11 protein-coding genes are annotated in these 16508 nt (G+C 61.7%); all 11 read right to left on the bottom strand.

Annotation, left to right across the window (positions count from 1 at the left end; translation table 11 throughout):
* Positions 1–6: 6 nt before the first annotated feature.
* Complete coding sequence (gene dnaE / locus C5L10_RS19615; RefSeq protein WP_105431130.1) at positions 7–3492, bottom strand: DNA polymerase III subunit alpha; 3486 nt, start codon at positions 3490–3492, stop codon at positions 7–9.
* Between the two features lie 627 nt (positions 3493–4119).
* Positions 4120–4803 (bottom strand): ABC transporter ATP-binding protein, encoded by a 684-nt coding sequence (locus tag C5L10_RS19610; RefSeq protein WP_105431068.1) that lies wholly within the window; start codon positions 4801–4803, stop codon positions 4120–4122.
* 14 nt (positions 4804–4817) lie between these two features.
* The gene (locus C5L10_RS19605) at positions 4818–6125 is read right to left on the bottom strand and encodes a lipoprotein-releasing ABC transporter permease subunit (RefSeq protein WP_046636586.1); all 1308 of its coding nucleotides are present in this window, start codon (positions 6123–6125) and stop codon (positions 4818–4820) included.
* Positions 6126–6209: 84 nt separating this feature from the next.
* Positions 6210–7535 carry a proline--tRNA ligase gene (gene proS / locus C5L10_RS19600; protein ID WP_046667903.1) on the bottom strand — a complete coding sequence of 442 codons (1326 nt, stop codon included), beginning with the start codon at positions 7533–7535 and terminating at the stop codon, positions 6210–6212.
* 540 nt (positions 7536–8075) lie between these two features.
* Positions 8076–8345, bottom strand: coding sequence for a DUF1467 family protein (locus tag C5L10_RS19595; protein WP_105431067.1), 270 nt, complete (start codon positions 8343–8345; stop codon positions 8076–8078).
* A gap of 101 nt (positions 8346–8446) precedes the next feature.
* Entirely contained in the window at positions 8447–8851 is a 405-nt protein-coding gene (gene mce / locus C5L10_RS19590) for a methylmalonyl-CoA epimerase (protein WP_105431066.1), read from the bottom strand.
* A 231-nt stretch (positions 8852–9082) separates the two neighbouring features.
* Positions 9083–10750, bottom strand: a complete 1668-nt coding sequence (locus C5L10_RS19585) for a ribonuclease J (protein ID WP_105431065.1) — start codon at positions 10748–10750, stop codon at positions 9083–9085.
* A 9-nt stretch (positions 10751–10759) separates the two neighbouring features.
* The gene (locus tag C5L10_RS19580) at positions 10760–11530 is read right to left on the bottom strand and encodes a biotin--[acetyl-CoA-carboxylase] ligase (RefSeq protein ID WP_105431064.1); all 771 of its coding nucleotides are present in this window, start codon (positions 11528–11530) and stop codon (positions 10760–10762) included.
* Positions 11531–11532: 2 nt separating this feature from the next.
* Entirely contained in the window at positions 11533–12975 is a 1443-nt protein-coding gene (gene nuoN, locus C5L10_RS19575) for an NADH-quinone oxidoreductase subunit NuoN (protein ID WP_105431063.1), read from the bottom strand.
* An 18-nt stretch (positions 12976–12993) separates the two neighbouring features.
* Positions 12994–14505 carry an NADH-quinone oxidoreductase subunit M gene (locus tag C5L10_RS19570; protein ID WP_105431062.1) on the bottom strand — a complete coding sequence of 504 codons (1512 nt, stop codon included), beginning with the start codon at positions 14503–14505 and terminating at the stop codon, positions 12994–12996.
* Positions 14505–16505, bottom strand: a complete 2001-nt coding sequence (gene nuoL / locus C5L10_RS19565) for an NADH-quinone oxidoreductase subunit L (protein ID WP_046636578.1) — start codon at positions 16503–16505, stop codon at positions 14505–14507. The genes C5L10_RS19570 and nuoL overlap by 1 nt, the downstream gene beginning before the upstream one ends.
* Positions 16506–16508 lie beyond the last annotated feature (3 nt).

Below are 16508 nucleotides of genomic sequence, written 5' to 3'. Positions count from 1 at the left end.
AGTCTTCTAGACCAGCTCGACGTCGAGAACGCCCGGCGCGGTCCTCAGCGCCGCGGCGATTTCGGGCGAGATGCGGTATTTTTCCGTCAGCTCCACCTCGATTTCCCGCTTGCCGTCATCCTTGATGATCACGAAGGACACCAGCCCGTCGCCCCGGGCATTGAGGTGTCGCGCGACGGCGCGCATCGGGCCTGAATCGCGCACGAAGACGCGCAGCGCCTTCTGCATTTGCACCGACTTTTCCTCGAGCGACTGCGCCGTCTGGATGCGCAGGCCGATGCCTTCCGGCCGCTCTTCCGCCTGCACGGTGATGACCAGCGACTTGCCGGGCTCGAGCAGGTCGCGATATTGCGCCAGCCCCTCCGAGAACAGCACCGCCTCGAACTGGCCGGTCGCATCCGAGAAGGTGACGATGCCCATCTTGTTGCCGGTACGGGTCTTGCGCTCCTGCTTGCTGGTCACCGTTCCGGCCAGCCGGCCGGCGGTGGCGCCCTGCTTCACGGCGGCGGAAAAGTCCGCAAAGTTCTGGACGCGCATCTTGGCGAGCACGTTGGCATAGGCATCCAGCGGGTGGGCAGAGAGATAGAAGCCGAGCACCTGATATTCGCGCATCAGCATTTCGGAGGGCATCCACGGTGTAAACGACGGGAAGATCAGCGTTTCCGGTCCGGAGGCGGAGGACGAGCCGAACATGTCGTGCTGGCCGCTGACCTTCTCCCCCTGCGCACGCTGCGCATAACCGATGATACGGTCGAGGCCGCCGCTCAATTCGGCGCGATCACGGCCGAAACAATCGAAGGCACCCGCCGAAATCAAGCTTTCCATGACGCGGCGGTTGACCTGTTTCGGATCGATCCGCAGGCAAAAATCCTCGATGCTGGCAAACGGCACATCGCCGCGCACTTCAGTGATGTGATCGACCGCCGACTCGCCGACGCCCTTGATGGCGGCCAGCGCGTAATAGATCCGGTTGTCGCCGGTCTCGAAATGCCGGAACGAGGTCTGCACCGACGGCGGAATGACCGCTATGCCGAGGCGGCCGGCATCCTGCCTGAAATCGTTCAGCTTCTCGCTGTTCGACATATCGTAGGTCATAGATGCGGCGAGGAACTCGACCGGATAATGCGCCTTCATGAAGGCCGTCTGGTAGGAGACAATCGCGTAGGCCGCGGCGTGCGATTTATTGAAGCCGTAGTTGGCGAATTTGGCCAGCAGTTCGAAGATGTTGTTGGCCTGCGGCTTGGAGACGCCGTTCTTGATGGCGCCGTCGACAAAGCGCTCGCTCTGCTGGTCCATCTCCGCCTTGATCTTCTTGCCCATGGCGCGGCGCAGCAGGTCGGCCTCGCCGAGCGAATAGCCCGAGAGCACCTGAGCGATCTGCATGACCTGCTCCTGATAGACGATGACCCCTTGCGTCTCCTTCAGGAGATGATCGATCATCGGATGGATCGACTCGATCTCCTCCTCGCCATGCTTGCGGGCGTTGTAGGTCGGAATGTTTTCCATCGGGCCCGGACGATAAAGCGCCACGAGCGCGATAATGTCCTCGATGCAGTCCGGCCGCATGCCGATCAGCGCCTTGCGCATGCCGGCACTTTCCACCTGGAACACGCCGACCGTCTCGCCGCGCGACAGCATCTCGTAGGTCTTGGTGTCGTCGAGCGGGATCTTGGCGAGGTCGATCTCGATGCCGCGCTTGCGGCAGAAATCGACGGCAGTCTTCAGCACGGTCAGCGTCTTCAGGCCGAGGAAGTCGAACTTCACCAGGCCCGCCTGCTCCACCCATTTCATGTTGAACTGGGTGACGGGCATGTCCGAGCGCGGGTCGCGATACATCGGCACGAGCTTCGACAGCGGACGGTCGCCGATGACGATGCCGGCGGCGTGGGTCGAGGCGTGGCGATAGAGGCCTTCGATCTTCTGGGCGATATCGAGAAGGCGGGCGACGACCGGCTCCTTGTCGGCCTCCTCCTGGAATTTCGGATCCTCCTCGATCGCCTTCGACAGGGGCGTCGGGTTGGCCGGGTTGTTCGGCACCAGCTTGCAGATCTTGTCGACCTGGCCATAGGGCATTTCGAGCACGCGGCCGACGTCGCGAAGCGCGGCGCGCGCCTGCAGCGAACCGAAGGTGATGATCTGCGCCACCTGCTCGCGGCCGTATTTCTGCTGCACGTAGCGGATCACCTCTTCGCGGCGGTCCTGGCAGAAGTCGATGTCGAAGTCCGGCATCGAGACGCGGTCGGGATTGAGGAAGCGCTCGAACAGCAGCGAGAAGCGCAGCGGATCGACGTCGGTAATGGTGAGCGCATAGGCGACCAGCGAGCCCGCACCCGAACCACGGCCGGGACCGACAGGGATGCCCTGCTGCTTCGCCCATTTGATGAAGTCGGCAACGATCAGGAAGTAGCCCGGGAACTTCATCTTCTCGATGACGCTGAGCTCGAAATCCAGCCGGTCGCGATAATCCTGTTCGGTATAACCGAGGGTCATGCCGAGCGTCGCGATGCGCTCTTCGAGACCTTCGACGGACTGGCGGCGCAGCTCCTCCGCCTCGGCACGCTCGGCTTCCGCCGGATCGTCGGTGGCGCCGGTGAAGCGCGGCAGGATCGGATTGCGGGTCTTCAGCACGAAAGAGCAGCGCCGGGCGATCTCGACGGTGTTTTCAAGCGCCTCCGGCAGGTCGGCGAACAGCTTTGCCATCTCGGCGCGGCTCTTCAGATAATGGTCCGGCGTCAGGCGGAACCGGGTGTCGTCCGAGACGATCGCATTATGGGCAACCGCCATCAGCGCGTCATGGGCATCAAACTCGGACTTGGTGGGAAAGAAGGCCTCGTTGGTCGCCACCAGCGGCAGGTCGTGGTCGTAGGCGAGCGTGACGATCTTGTGCTCGTGGCGCCGATCGTAGGCGCCGTGGCGCTGCAGTTCGACGTAAAGCCGATCGCCGAAGATCTCCTTGAGTTTCAGCAACCTCGCTTCGGCAAGCGTAGCATTGCCTTCCTTCAGAGCCATGTCGACCGGCCCGCTTCCGGCCCCGGTCAGCGCGATCAGCCCCTCGGTGCCGCCGTCCTCCAGCCAGGAGCGGCTGATATGGATGGACTGATGCCCCTCGTCGCCGAGATAGGCGCGGCTGATCAGGTCGACGAGCCGTTCGTAACCGACGGCATTGGCCGCCAGCACGACGATCGCCGGCAGCTTGACGAGCTGCTGGTGGCTGTTGCGCCGCTCGTCCGACTGGTCTTCCATATCGATCGACAGCTGGCAGCCGATGATCGGCTGCAGACCGTCGCCGATCGCCTTCTGGGCGAATTCCAGCGCGACGAAAAGATTGTTGGTGTCGGTGATCGCGATCGCAGGCTGATTGTCCGCGATCGCCTTCGAGAGGATCTTCTTGAGCGGCAAGGCGCCCTCGAGAAGCGAGTAGGCGGAATGGACGCGCAGGTGAACGAATTGAGGGCTGGTTCCCAGCTCTTCCGATCCCGATTTTACGTCCATTTTGTCTGCCATGTCTGCGCCTTACCCGTTTGATGAAGCGGGAACCATCTCATGAATCAGGCTATTGTCCGGCGCAGAGCTTTGAGAGTCCAGTTCGGAATTCCCTCCTCAACGCCTTTCGGCAGAGGGACCGACTGGATGTCCGGTCACATGGCCATCATGATCATGGAGAGGCTGGCCACGAAGGTGGCGATGGAAGCGAATGCGGCAATGTCACGAAGCAGGTCAGTCATCGTCGTCTCCCGTGTTCTCTTATGTTTTTAATTTGTTCTCATTTTGTTTGAGAGTCAATAAAAGAACAGACCGGAAACAAACATATCGCGATATCCTCCCTCACCTGGTAAACAAGGCATTAACGGTGGGATTTTCGGCCGGATCGGCGCATGCGGATACGTCCGGACTGGAATGACCATCCGGGCATGAGCAATTTCGGACGGGGCGCTGAAAGCTGCCTCGAGGGAGTGTCGGTCATGCCCGGATAGACTGGCGCCTGGAGGGTGGATCCTGGGGTCATCCTCGGGTTTAACCCGAGGACGAGGATGACGGAGGAAGGGGCGGAGCACACCACTCAACGGCGTCATCCTCGGGCTCGACCCGAGGATCTATCCGCACAGATGCCCGCCTTCTTCACATCTCGACGACTTTGCCGCCCTCGATCGTCACGCGGCGGTCCATGCGGCTAGCGAGGTCGTGGTTGTGGGTGGCGATCAGGGCCGCAAGGCCCGACTGGCGCACCAGGGCTTCCAGAGCGTCGAAGACATAGGATGCGGTCTTCGGGTCGAGATTGCCGGTCGGTTCGTCGGCAAGAAGCACGCGCGGGGCGTTTGCGACGGCACGGGCGATCGCCACGCGCTGCTGCTCGCCGCCGGACAGTTCGGAGGGGCGGTGCTCGGCGCGATGGCCGATGCGCATATAGTCCAGAAGCTGGGTTGCCCGCTCCTTCGCCTCGGCCTTGGAAAGACCGGCGATCAGCTGCGGCATCATGATGTTCTCGACCGCGGAAAACTCCGGCAGGAGATGGTGGAACTGGTAGACGAAACCGATCTGGTTGCGGCGCATCGCGGTGCGCTCCGCATCGGGAAGTCCGTTGCAGGCACGCCCGGCGAGAAAGACCTCGCCGGCGTCGGGGTGTTCTAGCAGTCCGGCGAGATGCAGCAGCGTCGACTTACCGGTGCCCGACGGGGCGACCAGCGCGACGATCTCGCCGGTCTTCAGGTCGAAATCAGCCCCCTTCAGGATCGAAAGCGTGGTCTCGCCCTGGCCATAGTGACGTTCGACGCCCGAGAGCTGCAAGACGGTTTTGGGTGCCATGAAAGATTTGGGTCCTATTCGTATCGAAGGGCCTGGACAGGATCGAGCCGGGAGGCCCGCCATGCCGGAAGGATGGTGGCGATGAAGGAGAGGACGAGCGCCATCATGACCACCGAGAAGGTCTCGCCAAAGCTCATCTCCGCCGGCAGCTGGCTGAGGAAATAGAGTTGCGGATCGAAGAGGATGGTACCCGAGATCCAGGAGAAGAACTGGCGGATCGATTCGACGTTCAGACAGACGACCACGCCGAGCAGCACGCCTGCGAACGTTCCGACGAGGCCGATCGCCGCCCCGGTCATGAAGAAGATGCGCATGATAGCGCCCGCACCCGCACCCATGGTGCGCAGGATAGCGATATCGCTGCCCTTGTCCTTCACCAGCATGATCAGGCCGGAGATGATATTGAGCGCCGCCACCAGCACGATCAGGGTCAGGATCATGAACATGACGTTGCGCTCCACCTGAAGCGCGGAGAAGAAGGTCTGGTTGCGCTGCCGCCAGTCGGTGATGAAGATCTGGCGGCCGGCCGCCGCCTCGATCTTCGGGCGCAGATCGTCGACATTGTCGGGATTGTCGATGAACAGCTCGATCGACTGAACGATGCCGTCGGCATTGAAATAGAGCTGCGACTCCTCGAGCGGCATATAGATGATCGTCGCGTCGTATTCCGACATGCCGATCTCGAAAATGCCGGAGACCGGATAGGATTTGACGCGCGGATTGACGCCCATCGGCGTCACGTCGCCTTCCGGCGAGATCAGCGTGATCTGGTCGCCGGCTGAAAGTCCGAGCTGGGCTGCGAGCCTGGAGCCTACCAGAACGCCCTGCCCCGAGGCAAAACCGACCATATCGCCCGACTTGACGTTGCCGGCGACCTCCGACAGCTTTTCGAGATCTTCCGGGCGGACGCCGCGCACCAGCGCGCCGGAACCTGCGCCGCCGCGGCCCGATGCCAGCGTCTGGCCCTCGACCAGCGGCAGCGCCATCCGCACACCGGGAACGGCCGCAAATTTCTGGGTGAGCTCGGCGTAATCCGTCAGCGGCCCGTCGATCGGCTGGACGATCATGTGGCCGTTGATGCCGAGAATGCGTGAGATGAGCTCGGTGCGGAAACCGTTCATCACGGCCATGACGATGATCAGCGTCGCGACGCCGAGCATGATGCCGATGAAGGAGAAGCCGGCGATAACCGAGATGAAGGCTTCGCGGCGGCGCGAGCGCAGGTAACGCCAGGCGACCATCCGCTCAAAGGCCGAGAAAGGACCGGCCGCAGGCGAACCGCCCGCCTTTACCGCTTCACCATTCGCCGCGACACTCGCCATGCCATTTCCTCAATCTGGTGGTCGCAATTCCGGACGGAAAACCGCTTCACACTTTTCCTGGAATTGCTCCGGCAGCCTGCCGGCTTATCGGCCGGCGAGCCTGTTCATGGCCGCTTCGACGGTCAGCGTTTCGCGCTCGCCGGTCTTGCGGTCCTTGACCTCCACTTCGCCTGACGCAGCGGAGCGGGGTCCGACAATCACCTGGACCGGCACGCCGATCAGGTCGGCGGTCGCGAACTTGGTGCCGGCGCGCTCGTCCGTATCGTCGTAGAGCACGTCCTTGCCGACCGTCGCGAGACCGCCGTAGAGCGTTTCGCAGATCCGGTCGCAGGCCTCGTCGCCTGGCTTCATGTTGATGACCACGACGTCGAACGGTGCGACCGATGCCGGCCAGATGATTCCGTTGTCGTCATGCGATGCCTCGATGATGGCGGGAACAAGGCGTGTCGGGCCGATGCCGTAGGAACCCATGTGGACAGGGTGTTCCTTGCCGTCAGGTCCCTGCACCTTGGCGCCCATCGGCTCTGAATATTTGGTGCCGAAATAGAAGATATGGCCGACCTCGATGCCGCGAGCGGAAAGCCGGTCGGTCTCGGGAATAGCGTTGAAGGCTTCCTCGTCGTGCATTTCCGAGGTCGCGGCATAGACCGACGTCCACTTGTCGAAGACCGCCTGCATGGCCTCGACGTCATCGAAATTGGTGTCCGTGCCGGGGATGTCGAAGTTGACGAAATCCTTGTGGGAAAACACTTCCGACTCGCCGGTCTCGGCAAGGATGATGAATTCGTGGGACAGGTTGCCGCCGATCGGGCCGGTATCGGCGCGCATCGGGATCGCCCGCAGGCCGAGCCGCGCGAAGGTGCGCAGATAGGCGGTGAACATCTTGCGATAGGAATGCTCGGCGGCGTCCTTGGTCAGATCGAAGGAATAGGCGTCCTTCATCAGGAACTCGCGCGAGCGCATGGTGCCGAAGCGCGGACGGATTTCGTCACGGAACTTCAGCTGGATGTGATAGAGGTTGAGCGGCAGGTTCTTGTAGGATTTGACGTAGGACCGGAAGATGTCCGTGATCATTTCCTCGTTGGTGGGGCCGTAGAGCATCGGCCGCTCCTGGCGGTCCTTGATGCGCAGCATTTCCTTGCCATAGGCATCGTAGCGGCCGCTTTCCTGCCAGAGTTCGGCGGATTGCAGCGTCGGCATCAGCACCTCGATGGCGCCGGCACGGTTCTGCTCCTCGCGGACGATGGCGTTGACCTTGTCGAGCACCCGCTTGCCGAGCGGCAGCCAGGAATAGATGCCCTGGCTCTGCTGGCGGATCATGCCGGCACGCAGCATCAGCCGGTGGGACGCGATTTCCGCTTCCTTGGGGTTTTCCTTCAGGATGGGCATAAAATAGCGGGACAGGCGCATCGCGATTTCCGAGGTTGTCGGGCCTATCCTATCACGCGAGGAATCGGCCATTTTCTTCAACAATATTGGGAGGGTACATAGCCGTTCCTCAGGCCCAAGGGAACCCGCCCCAGCATGAATCGCACGTTGTTCACGAATCTGCGCCGGCACTTCCAGACCCGCCAAAAGCGGGGATTTCGTGGCAAGCGTGCGACATTTTTGTCAATCGAAAAATTTTATCGAAGTGTAGCAAAAATACAAAAAAAGCGGATGACAAAGCACATCCTTTGAGCTAGGTTCAGCTCACAAAAGAGGCAAGGAGTTCAAATTCTTGCCATTTCGCGGTCAAGTCTTGGGAGGATCAGATCTTAGGCGCGCTTGTCGCAGCCCCGGTAACGGTTAAGGATCACGCGACACTAGAAACAAGGCTTAACCGCCTTGTTTTTTTTTGCTTTTTCGCCAGTCCGAACGGTTGCACTCGGGTGCCTTCGCCGCCGCTCCTATGCCTGTAAATCATGACAGGGGAATGACAGGCTCCGATGATCCTGCCTTATTCGGGCTTCAGTCGAAGGTCGGTACGATGACGGGAATATCGGCAATGCCGACGCCGAAATAGGCGGATGCAACGTAGTAGCCCAGATAGAGCAGTGTCGAGATCACCGTCGTCAGCAGGATGACGCGACCGCCGCGAAATCGGGTCGGGGCGCTTTCCACAGTACCGTTGGTCACCTCACCGTCTTCCTGCTGGCTGCGATAGCCAAGTGGAAGGACGATGAAGAGCACGGTCCACCAGATGATGAAGTAGATGGCGGCGACCGTCAAAAGCGGCATGGTCTCGACTCGATTCCGGTTCGAAGAATGGGCGCCTTATATGCCTAAAGGCCCACAAGCTCAAATCGGCATCGCCTGACGTGATGTCACAGTTGCGGGACTCACACCTGTTCGAGCTCGACTAGGGTGCCGTTGAAGTCCTTCGGATGCAGGAAAAGCACAGGTTTTCCATGGGCTCCGGTCTTCGGATTACCGTCTCCGAGGACCCGCGCGCCGACCGCCTTCAGCTTGTCGCGGACGGCGATGATATCGTCCACCTCGTAGCAGATATGGTGCATGCCGCCGGACGGGTTCTTCTCGAGGAAGGCCGCGATCGGCGAATCGGGCCCAAGCGGTTCGAGCAGTTCCACCTTGGTGTTCGGGAGCTCGACGAAGACCACGGTGACGCCATGCTCGGGCAAGGCCTGGGCCTGGGAGACGCGGGCGCCGAGCGTATCGCGATAGGTCGTGGTCGCGACGCCAAGATCCGGCACGGCGATGGCGATGTGATTGACGCGTCCGAGCATGTCTCTCCTCCTTCGGGAACTGCATCCATTCCCGCCCCCTCACCTGAAAAATCTAGCACTTAGCCTTCCGGCTAAGATGCTGATTTTTCTTCCTCCCCCGCCATGGGGGAGGTAGGACTGTGGCGCCGCGGCACTCTTATCTCTCCCCTTGTGGGAGAGAAAGCGATTTCAACATCTTAGCCAAAGGCTAAGTGTTAGAAATCGCAAGTGAGGGGCAAACAACCCGTCCCCTCAGAGACGCGTAACGAACACCGTCACGATCGGTTTCTTGCCCCAGGCCTCGTTGGCGGTGGAGCGGACGGCGCGGCGGATGGCCTCACGGACCATGTCGAGATCCTTGCGGCGGGCGCGCGGAATGCTTTCGACGGCGCCGAGCACGGCGTCATAGAGCGTATCCTCCATGTCCTCGCCCTCGTCGTCGAATTCCGGCAGGCCGAAGGCGATGAGATCGGGATCGGTCACGAAGTCATAGCGGGCGTCGAGCAGGACGTTGACGGAGACATGGCCGACGAAGGAGAGCTTGCGGCGGTCGCCGATGCCCATTTCCTCGAAATCGCCGATCAGCTTGCCGTCCTTGAAGATACGCCCATGCGGCGCATCGCCGATCACCTCGGCCGGGCCAGGCGCAAGGCGCAGAATATTGCCGTTGCGGACCCGCGGAATGGTCTTGATGCCGACGGATGCGCCGAGCTCGGCCTGGGCCGTCAGATGCGCGGCCTCGCCGTGGACGGGCACGAGGATCTGCGGGCGGGTCCACTCATACATCTGCACCAGTTCGCTGCGGCGCGGGTGGCCGGAGACGTGGACGAGCGCGTCGCTGTCGGTGACGATCTTGATACCCTGCTCGATCAGGCCGTTCTTGATCTCGATGATCGCCTTTTCGTTGCCGGGAATGGTGCGGGAGGAAAAGACCACCGTATCGCCTGACGTCAGCGCCACGTGGCGCATCTCGTCGCGGGCGATCTTGGCGAGTGCGGCGCGCGGTTCGCCCTGGCTGCCGGTGAGGATCACCACGATCTTGTCGCGCGGGATATAGCCGTATTCGTCCTCGGCAATGAAAGGCTTCAGGCCCTCCATGATGCCGATATCGCGGGCGACGCCGACGACGCGTTTCAGCGAAGAGCCGAGCAGCAGGACTTCGCGGCCAGCAGCTTCCGCTGCCTGGGCGATCGAACGGATGCGGCCGACATTCGAGGAGAAGGTGGTGATCGCCACCCTGCCCTCGGCCGCCTCGATGATCTTGCGCAGGCCTTCGGAGACTTCCTCCTCGGAAGGCGAAACGCCCTCGCGCATGGAGTTGGTGCTGTCGCACATCAGCGCCAGCACGCCTTCGTCGCCGATCTTGCGGAAGCGCGCCTCGTCGGTAAACGGTCCGAGCGACGGCGCGTGGTCGATCTTCCAGTCGCCGGTATGGACGACGTTGCCGAGCGGGGTGCGGATCACCAGCGACATCGGCTCGGGGATCGAGTGATTGACGCCAATGGCCTCGATCTCGAACGGGCCGATATTGATGCGGTCGCCGGCCTTGAAGATCGTCACCGGGATTTCGGCGCGCGAACCTTCGTAATTGCGCTTGGCTTCCAGCATGCCGGCGGTGAACGGCGACGCGTAGACGGGCACGTTGAGGCCCGGCCAGAGGTCGTTCATGGCGCCGTAATGGTCCTCGTGCGCATGGGTGATGATCATCGCCTTGAGATGGCTGCGCTGGCTGGCGAGAAAGCGAATATCCGGCAGCACGAGATCGACGCCCGGCAGGTCCGGCCCCGGAAAGGTCACGCCGCAATCGACCATGATCCACTGGCGCTTCTCCGGCGTACCATAGCCGTAGAGGGCGAGGTTCATGCCGATCTCGCCGACGCCGCCAAGCGGCAGAAACACCAGTTCTTCTTGGTTTGCCATTTTCTTTGTCTATTCCATTCCTTGAAAAAATACATCACCGGCGGCGATCGACGTTAGCGCGCCCAGTCCGGTGTCGAGCAGCAAAAATCCTTTGTCATCGATACCTGCGAATGTACCAACAAGCGAGCGGTCCGGCAGGTTCACGGTGATTTTTTCGCCGATGCCGCAGGCTACCTCGCGCCAGCGCCGGCTGATTTCCGGGGTGCCCCGGCCCTCATCCCAGGATTCCAGAACCTGTGCCATCTCTCTGAAAAGATGCGCGAAAAGCTCTTCCGGCGAGACCTTTGCACCGTGGTCGGCAAGCCTCGTGACCGCATAGGCTGCACTATCGGGCATATGGCGGATATTGATGCCGATGCCGATGACGAGCGCGCGGCGGCCATCCGGCAGCCCCTCGCCCTCCAGCAGGATGCCACAGGTCTTCTTGCGGCCGATCAGGATATCGTTCGGCCATTTGACGTCGAGCGGCTCGCCGCCCGGCGGTAGAACCGAACTGACTGCGGCATGGACGGCGACGGCGACCGCGAGCGGCAGCGAGCCGATCCTCTCCGGCGGCGCAGGATCGATCAGCAGCAGCGAGGCATAGAGATTGCCGGGTTCCGATGTCCAGGCCCGGCCACGGCGCCCGCGGCCGGCGAGCTGGCGCGTCGCTGTCAGCCATAACAAACCGGAATCGCCCGCGCGAGCGCGGGCGAGACATTCGCTATTGGTGGATCCGACCTCGTCGAGCGCCTCGTGACGGAACGCATCGAGCGAGAAACGGCCCCTTGCTCCCGGCATTCTCAGAAGAAGGACTTCGCGGCAGCACTTGCCGCCGTGCCGATCGGTCCGCCGATCAGCACATAGGCCACAACGAAGAGGCCGGAGAGACCGAAGACCAGGCGCAATTCGCCGGAGATGCGGGCGAACTCGCCCTTGGCTTCATCGAACCACATCAGCTTGACGATGCGCAGGTAATAATAGGCGCCGACGACCGAGGAGAGCACGCCGATGACGGCCAGCGCATAGAGCTTGGCTTCAATCGCTGCGACGAACACGAAATACTTTGCGAAGAAGCCTGCCAGCGGCGGAATGCCGGCCATCGAGAACATCAGCGCAGTCAGCACGATCGCCATGAACGGCTTGGTGGACGACAGGCCGGCGAGATCGTCGACATTCTCGACATTTTCACCGTCCTTGCGGCGCATCGCCATGATGCAGGCGAAGGTGCCCAAGGTCATGACCATATAGATGGTCATGTAGAGGACGACGCCCGAGACGCCCGTCTCGGAGCCGGCGGCAAGGCCGACCAGCGCGTAGCCCATGTGGCCAATCGAGGAATAGGCCATCAGTCGCTTGATGTTGCGCTGGCCGATCGCGGCGAACGAGCCGAGCAGCATGGAGGCAATCGATACGAAGACGATGATCTGGCGCCAGTCGGCAACGAGCGGCAGGAAGGCGTCGGACACGATGCGAACCAGGATAGCCATGGCGGCAACCTTCGGACCGGCGGCGAAGAAGGCGGTGACGGGGGTCGGCGCGCCTTCATAGACGTCCGGTGTCCACATGTGGAATGGCACGGCGGAGATCTTGAAGCAGGCGCCGGCGAGCACGAAAACCATGCCGAAGATCAAGCCCAGGCCGCGGGTCTCGGCAGTGAGAACCTTGGCGATGCCTTCAAAGCCGGTATTGCCGGTGAAGCCGTAGACCAGCGACATGCCGTAAAGCATCATGCCGGAGGAGAGCGCGCCGAGGACGAAATATTTGAGGCCGGCTTCGGTCGAGCGCAGACTGTCCCGGTTGAAGGCGGCGATAACATAAAGCGCCAGCGACATCAGTTCAAGGGCGAGGTAGAACGCGATCAGGTCGTTCGCCGAGATCAGCAGCAGCATGCCCAGCGTCGACAGAACCAGAAGCACCGGGAACTCGAAGCGGTTGAGCAGATCCGACTTCGCATGGCCGACGGACATGACCATGGCGGTGATCGAACCGATGAGCGCCAGGACCTTCATGAAGCGGCCGAAGGCATCCAGCTTGAAGGCGCCGCCATAGGCCACGCCCTCTCCGGGCATGAAGATCAGCCAGAGGCCGGCGACCGCCAGCAGTGCTACCGCAAGCCCCGTCACCGTCGGCGCGGACTTGTCGCCGGAGAAGACGCCGATCATCAGAAGAGCGAGCGCGCCCACGGCCAGGATGATCTCCGGCATCGAGAGCTGCAGGCTTAGGGAGAGAATTTCAGCGGTCATGTCCAGTCGTGTCCCGTCTCAGTGCACGTTGAGTGCAAGGTCTTTCGCTGCTGCCAGGGCTGCGGAATAATTGTTCACCAGCAAATCTACCGATGCTGCCGTCGCATCGAAGATCGGCGCCGGATAGAAGCCGTAGAAGATGGTGATCGCGATCAGCGGATAGAGAATGAGCTTCTCGCGGCCGGAAAGGTCGAGCAGGCCTTTGAGGCTTTCCTTCTCGAGCGCCCCGAAGATCACCCGGCGATAAAGCCAGAGCGCGTAGGAGGCCGAGAGGATGACGCCGGTGGCCGCAAACAGGGCGACCCAGGTGTTGACCCGGAAGACGCCGATGATCGTCAGGAATTCGCCGACGAAGCCGGACGTGCCCGGCAGGCCGACATTGGCCATGGTGAAGATCATGAAGGCGACGGCGTATTTCGGCATGTTGTTGACGAGACCGCCATAAGCCGAGATCTCACGGGTGTGGAGACGGTCGTAGACAACGCCGACGCAGAGGAAGAGTGCGCCCGAGACGATGCCGTGCGACAGCATCTGGAAGATCGCGCCCTGCACTCCCTGCACGTTGGCGGCAAAGATCCCCATGGTCACGTAACCCATGTGGGCGACCGACGAATAGGCGATCAGCTTCTTGATGTCGTCCTGCATCATCGCCACCAGCGAGGTGTAGATGATGGCGATGACCGACAGCGAGAAGACCAGCGGCGCGAAATGTTCGGACGCGATCGGGAACATGGCGAGCGAGAAACGGATCATCCCGTAACCGCCGAGCTTCAGCATGACACCGGCCAGGATCACCGAGCCAGCGGTCGGAGCCTGGACGTGCGCGTCCGGAAGCCAGGTATGGACCGGCCACATCGGCATCTTCACCGAGAAGGCCGCAAAGCAGGCGAGCCAGAGCCAGGTCTGCATGCCGGCCGGGAAGCCGTATTTCAGAAGCGCGGTCATGTCTGTGGTGCCGGCCTGCCAGTACATGGCCATGATGGCGAGCATCATCAGCACCGAGCCGAGCAGCGTATAGAGGAAGAACTTGTAGGAGGCGTAGACGCGGTCCTTGCCGCCCCACACACCGATGATGACGAACATCGGGATGAGGGTCGCTTCGAAGAAGACGTAGAAGAGAACGATATCGAGCGACACGAAGACGCCGGTCATGACCACTTCCAGAAGCAGGAAGGCGATCATGTACTCCTTGAGGCGCTTCTCGATCGTATTCCAGCTGGCGAGCACGCAGAAGGGCATCAGGAAGGTCGTCAGGATGACGAACAGCATGGAAATGCCGTCGACGCCGAGATGATAGGAAATGCCGGTGCCGAGCCAGTCATGCTTCTCGACCATCTGGAAGCCGGCATTCGAATTGTCGAAGCTGATCCAGATGAACAGCGAGACGACGAAGGTGAAGACCGTCGTGAACAGCGAGACGTTGAGGATGTTGCGGCGCCCGAAGGGCCCGTCTTCCCGTGTCAGAAGCAGCAACAGCACGCCGACCAGCGGCAGGAAGGTGACCGTCGAGAGAATTGGCCAGTCGGTCATTAGATCGAGCTCCCGAGCATCATCCAGGTGACGAGGGCGGCGATGCCGATCAGCATCGCGAACGCATAGTGATAGAGGTAACCGGACTGCAGCTTGACCACCCGGTTGGTGACGTCGACCACTCGGGCGGCAACGCCGTTCGGGCCGTAGGTATCGATGACGCCGACGTCACCCTTCTTCCACAGGAACCGGCCGAGCGCCTTGGCGGAGCGGACGAAGAGGAAGTCGTAGAGTTCGTCGAAATACCACTTGTTGAGCAGGAACTCGTAGAGGACCTTCTGCGAAGCGGCGAGACGACGGGGCGTCGAAGGCGACTTGATGTAGAAATACCAGGCAGTGACGAAACCGACCGCCATGGCGATGAAGGGACTCCAGGCGACCAGGACCGGCACGTGATGGAACTCTTCGAGGATCTTGTTCTCCGGAAGCGTGAACAGCGCGCCCTTCCAGAACTCGGCATATTCGTGGCCGAAGAAATAACCTTCGAACAGAACGCCGGCGAGAACCGCACCGGCGGCAAGGATATAGAGCGGCGCCAGCATGACCATCGGCGATTCATGCACATGGTGCATGACGTCGGCGGAGGCGCGCGGCTTGCCGAAGAAGGTCAGGAAAGCGAGACGCCAGGAATAGAAGCTGGTGAACAGCGCGGCGATGACCAGAAGCGTGAAGGCAAAGCCCGCCGCCGCCGAATGGGACGAATAGGCGCTTTCGATGATCACGTCCTTGGAGAAGAAGCCGGCGAAACCGAACATGGTTCCCGGGATGCCGACGCCGGTCAGCGCCAGCGTGCCGATCGTCATCATCCAGAAGGTGACCGGAATGTGCTTCCTGAGGCCGCCCATGTAGCGCATGTCCTGCTCGCCGTCGACGGCATGGATGACCGAGCCGGCGCCAAGGAACAGCAGCGCCTTGAAGAAGGCGTGGGTGAAGAGGTGGAAGATCGCGGCGCCATAGGCCCCGACCCCAAGCGCCACGAACATGTAGCCGAGCTGCGAGCAGGTCGAATAGGCGATGACACGCTTGATGTCGTTCTGGACGAGGCCGACGGTCGCCGCGAAGAAGGCGGTGATCGCGCCGATGATCGTGACGACCAGCAGGGCATTGGGCGACAGTTCGAAGATCGGCGACATGCGGGCGACGAGGAAGACGCCGGCGGTGACCATGGTCGCGGCATGGATAAGCGCAGACACCGGGGTCGGGCCTTCCATGGCATCCGGAAGCCAGGTGTGCAGCAGGAACTGCGCCGACTTGCCCATCGCGCCCATGAACAGCAGCAGGCAGACGACGGTGACCGCGTTTGCCTTGTCAAGCGACATGCCGAAGATGTTGACGACCGCCTGGGACGCTTCCGGCGAGCCTGCGGCCGGCAGGTAGGTGGCGGCAGCCGCAAAGATCGTCTCGAAGCTGATCGAGCCGAACAGGACGAAGACGCCGGCAATGCCGAGAACGAACCCGAAGTCGCCGACGCGGTTGACGATGAAGGCCTTCATCGCGGCAGCCGAAGCGGACGGCTTCTTGTACCAGAAGCCGATGAGCAGGTAGGACGCCAGACCGACGCCTTCCCAGCCGAAGAACATCTGGGCGAGGTTGTCCGACGTGATCAGCATCAGCATCGCAAAGGTGAACAGCGAAAGATAGGCGAAGAAGCGCGGCCGATGCGGGTCGTGGTGCATGTAGCCGATCGAATAGACATGCACGAGCGTCGAGACGGTGTTGACGACGACGAACATGACCGCCGTCAGCGTATCGACGCGAAAAGCCCATTCGACGTCGATGCCGCCGGACTGGATCCAGCGCATGACCGGAACCTTGATCACCTCGCCTGCTTCGCCATGGGCGAGCGCGACGTTGAAGAAGACGATCCAGGAGAGCACGGCCGCTATGATCATCAGGCCGCTGGTGACGTATTCGGACGCCTTTGCGCCGATCGAACGGCCGAACAGGCCGGCGATCAGGAAGCCGATCAGGGGAAGAAAGACGATTGCCTTGTAGATCATGAC

This window comes from Neorhizobium sp. T6_25 (genome assembly GCF_002968555.1).
Classification (GTDB): domain Bacteria; phylum Pseudomonadota; class Alphaproteobacteria; order Rhizobiales; family Rhizobiaceae; genus Neorhizobium.
The sequence above is the reverse complement of the archived record's forward strand: the minus strand, read 5'-3'. Positions and strand labels throughout refer to the sequence as shown.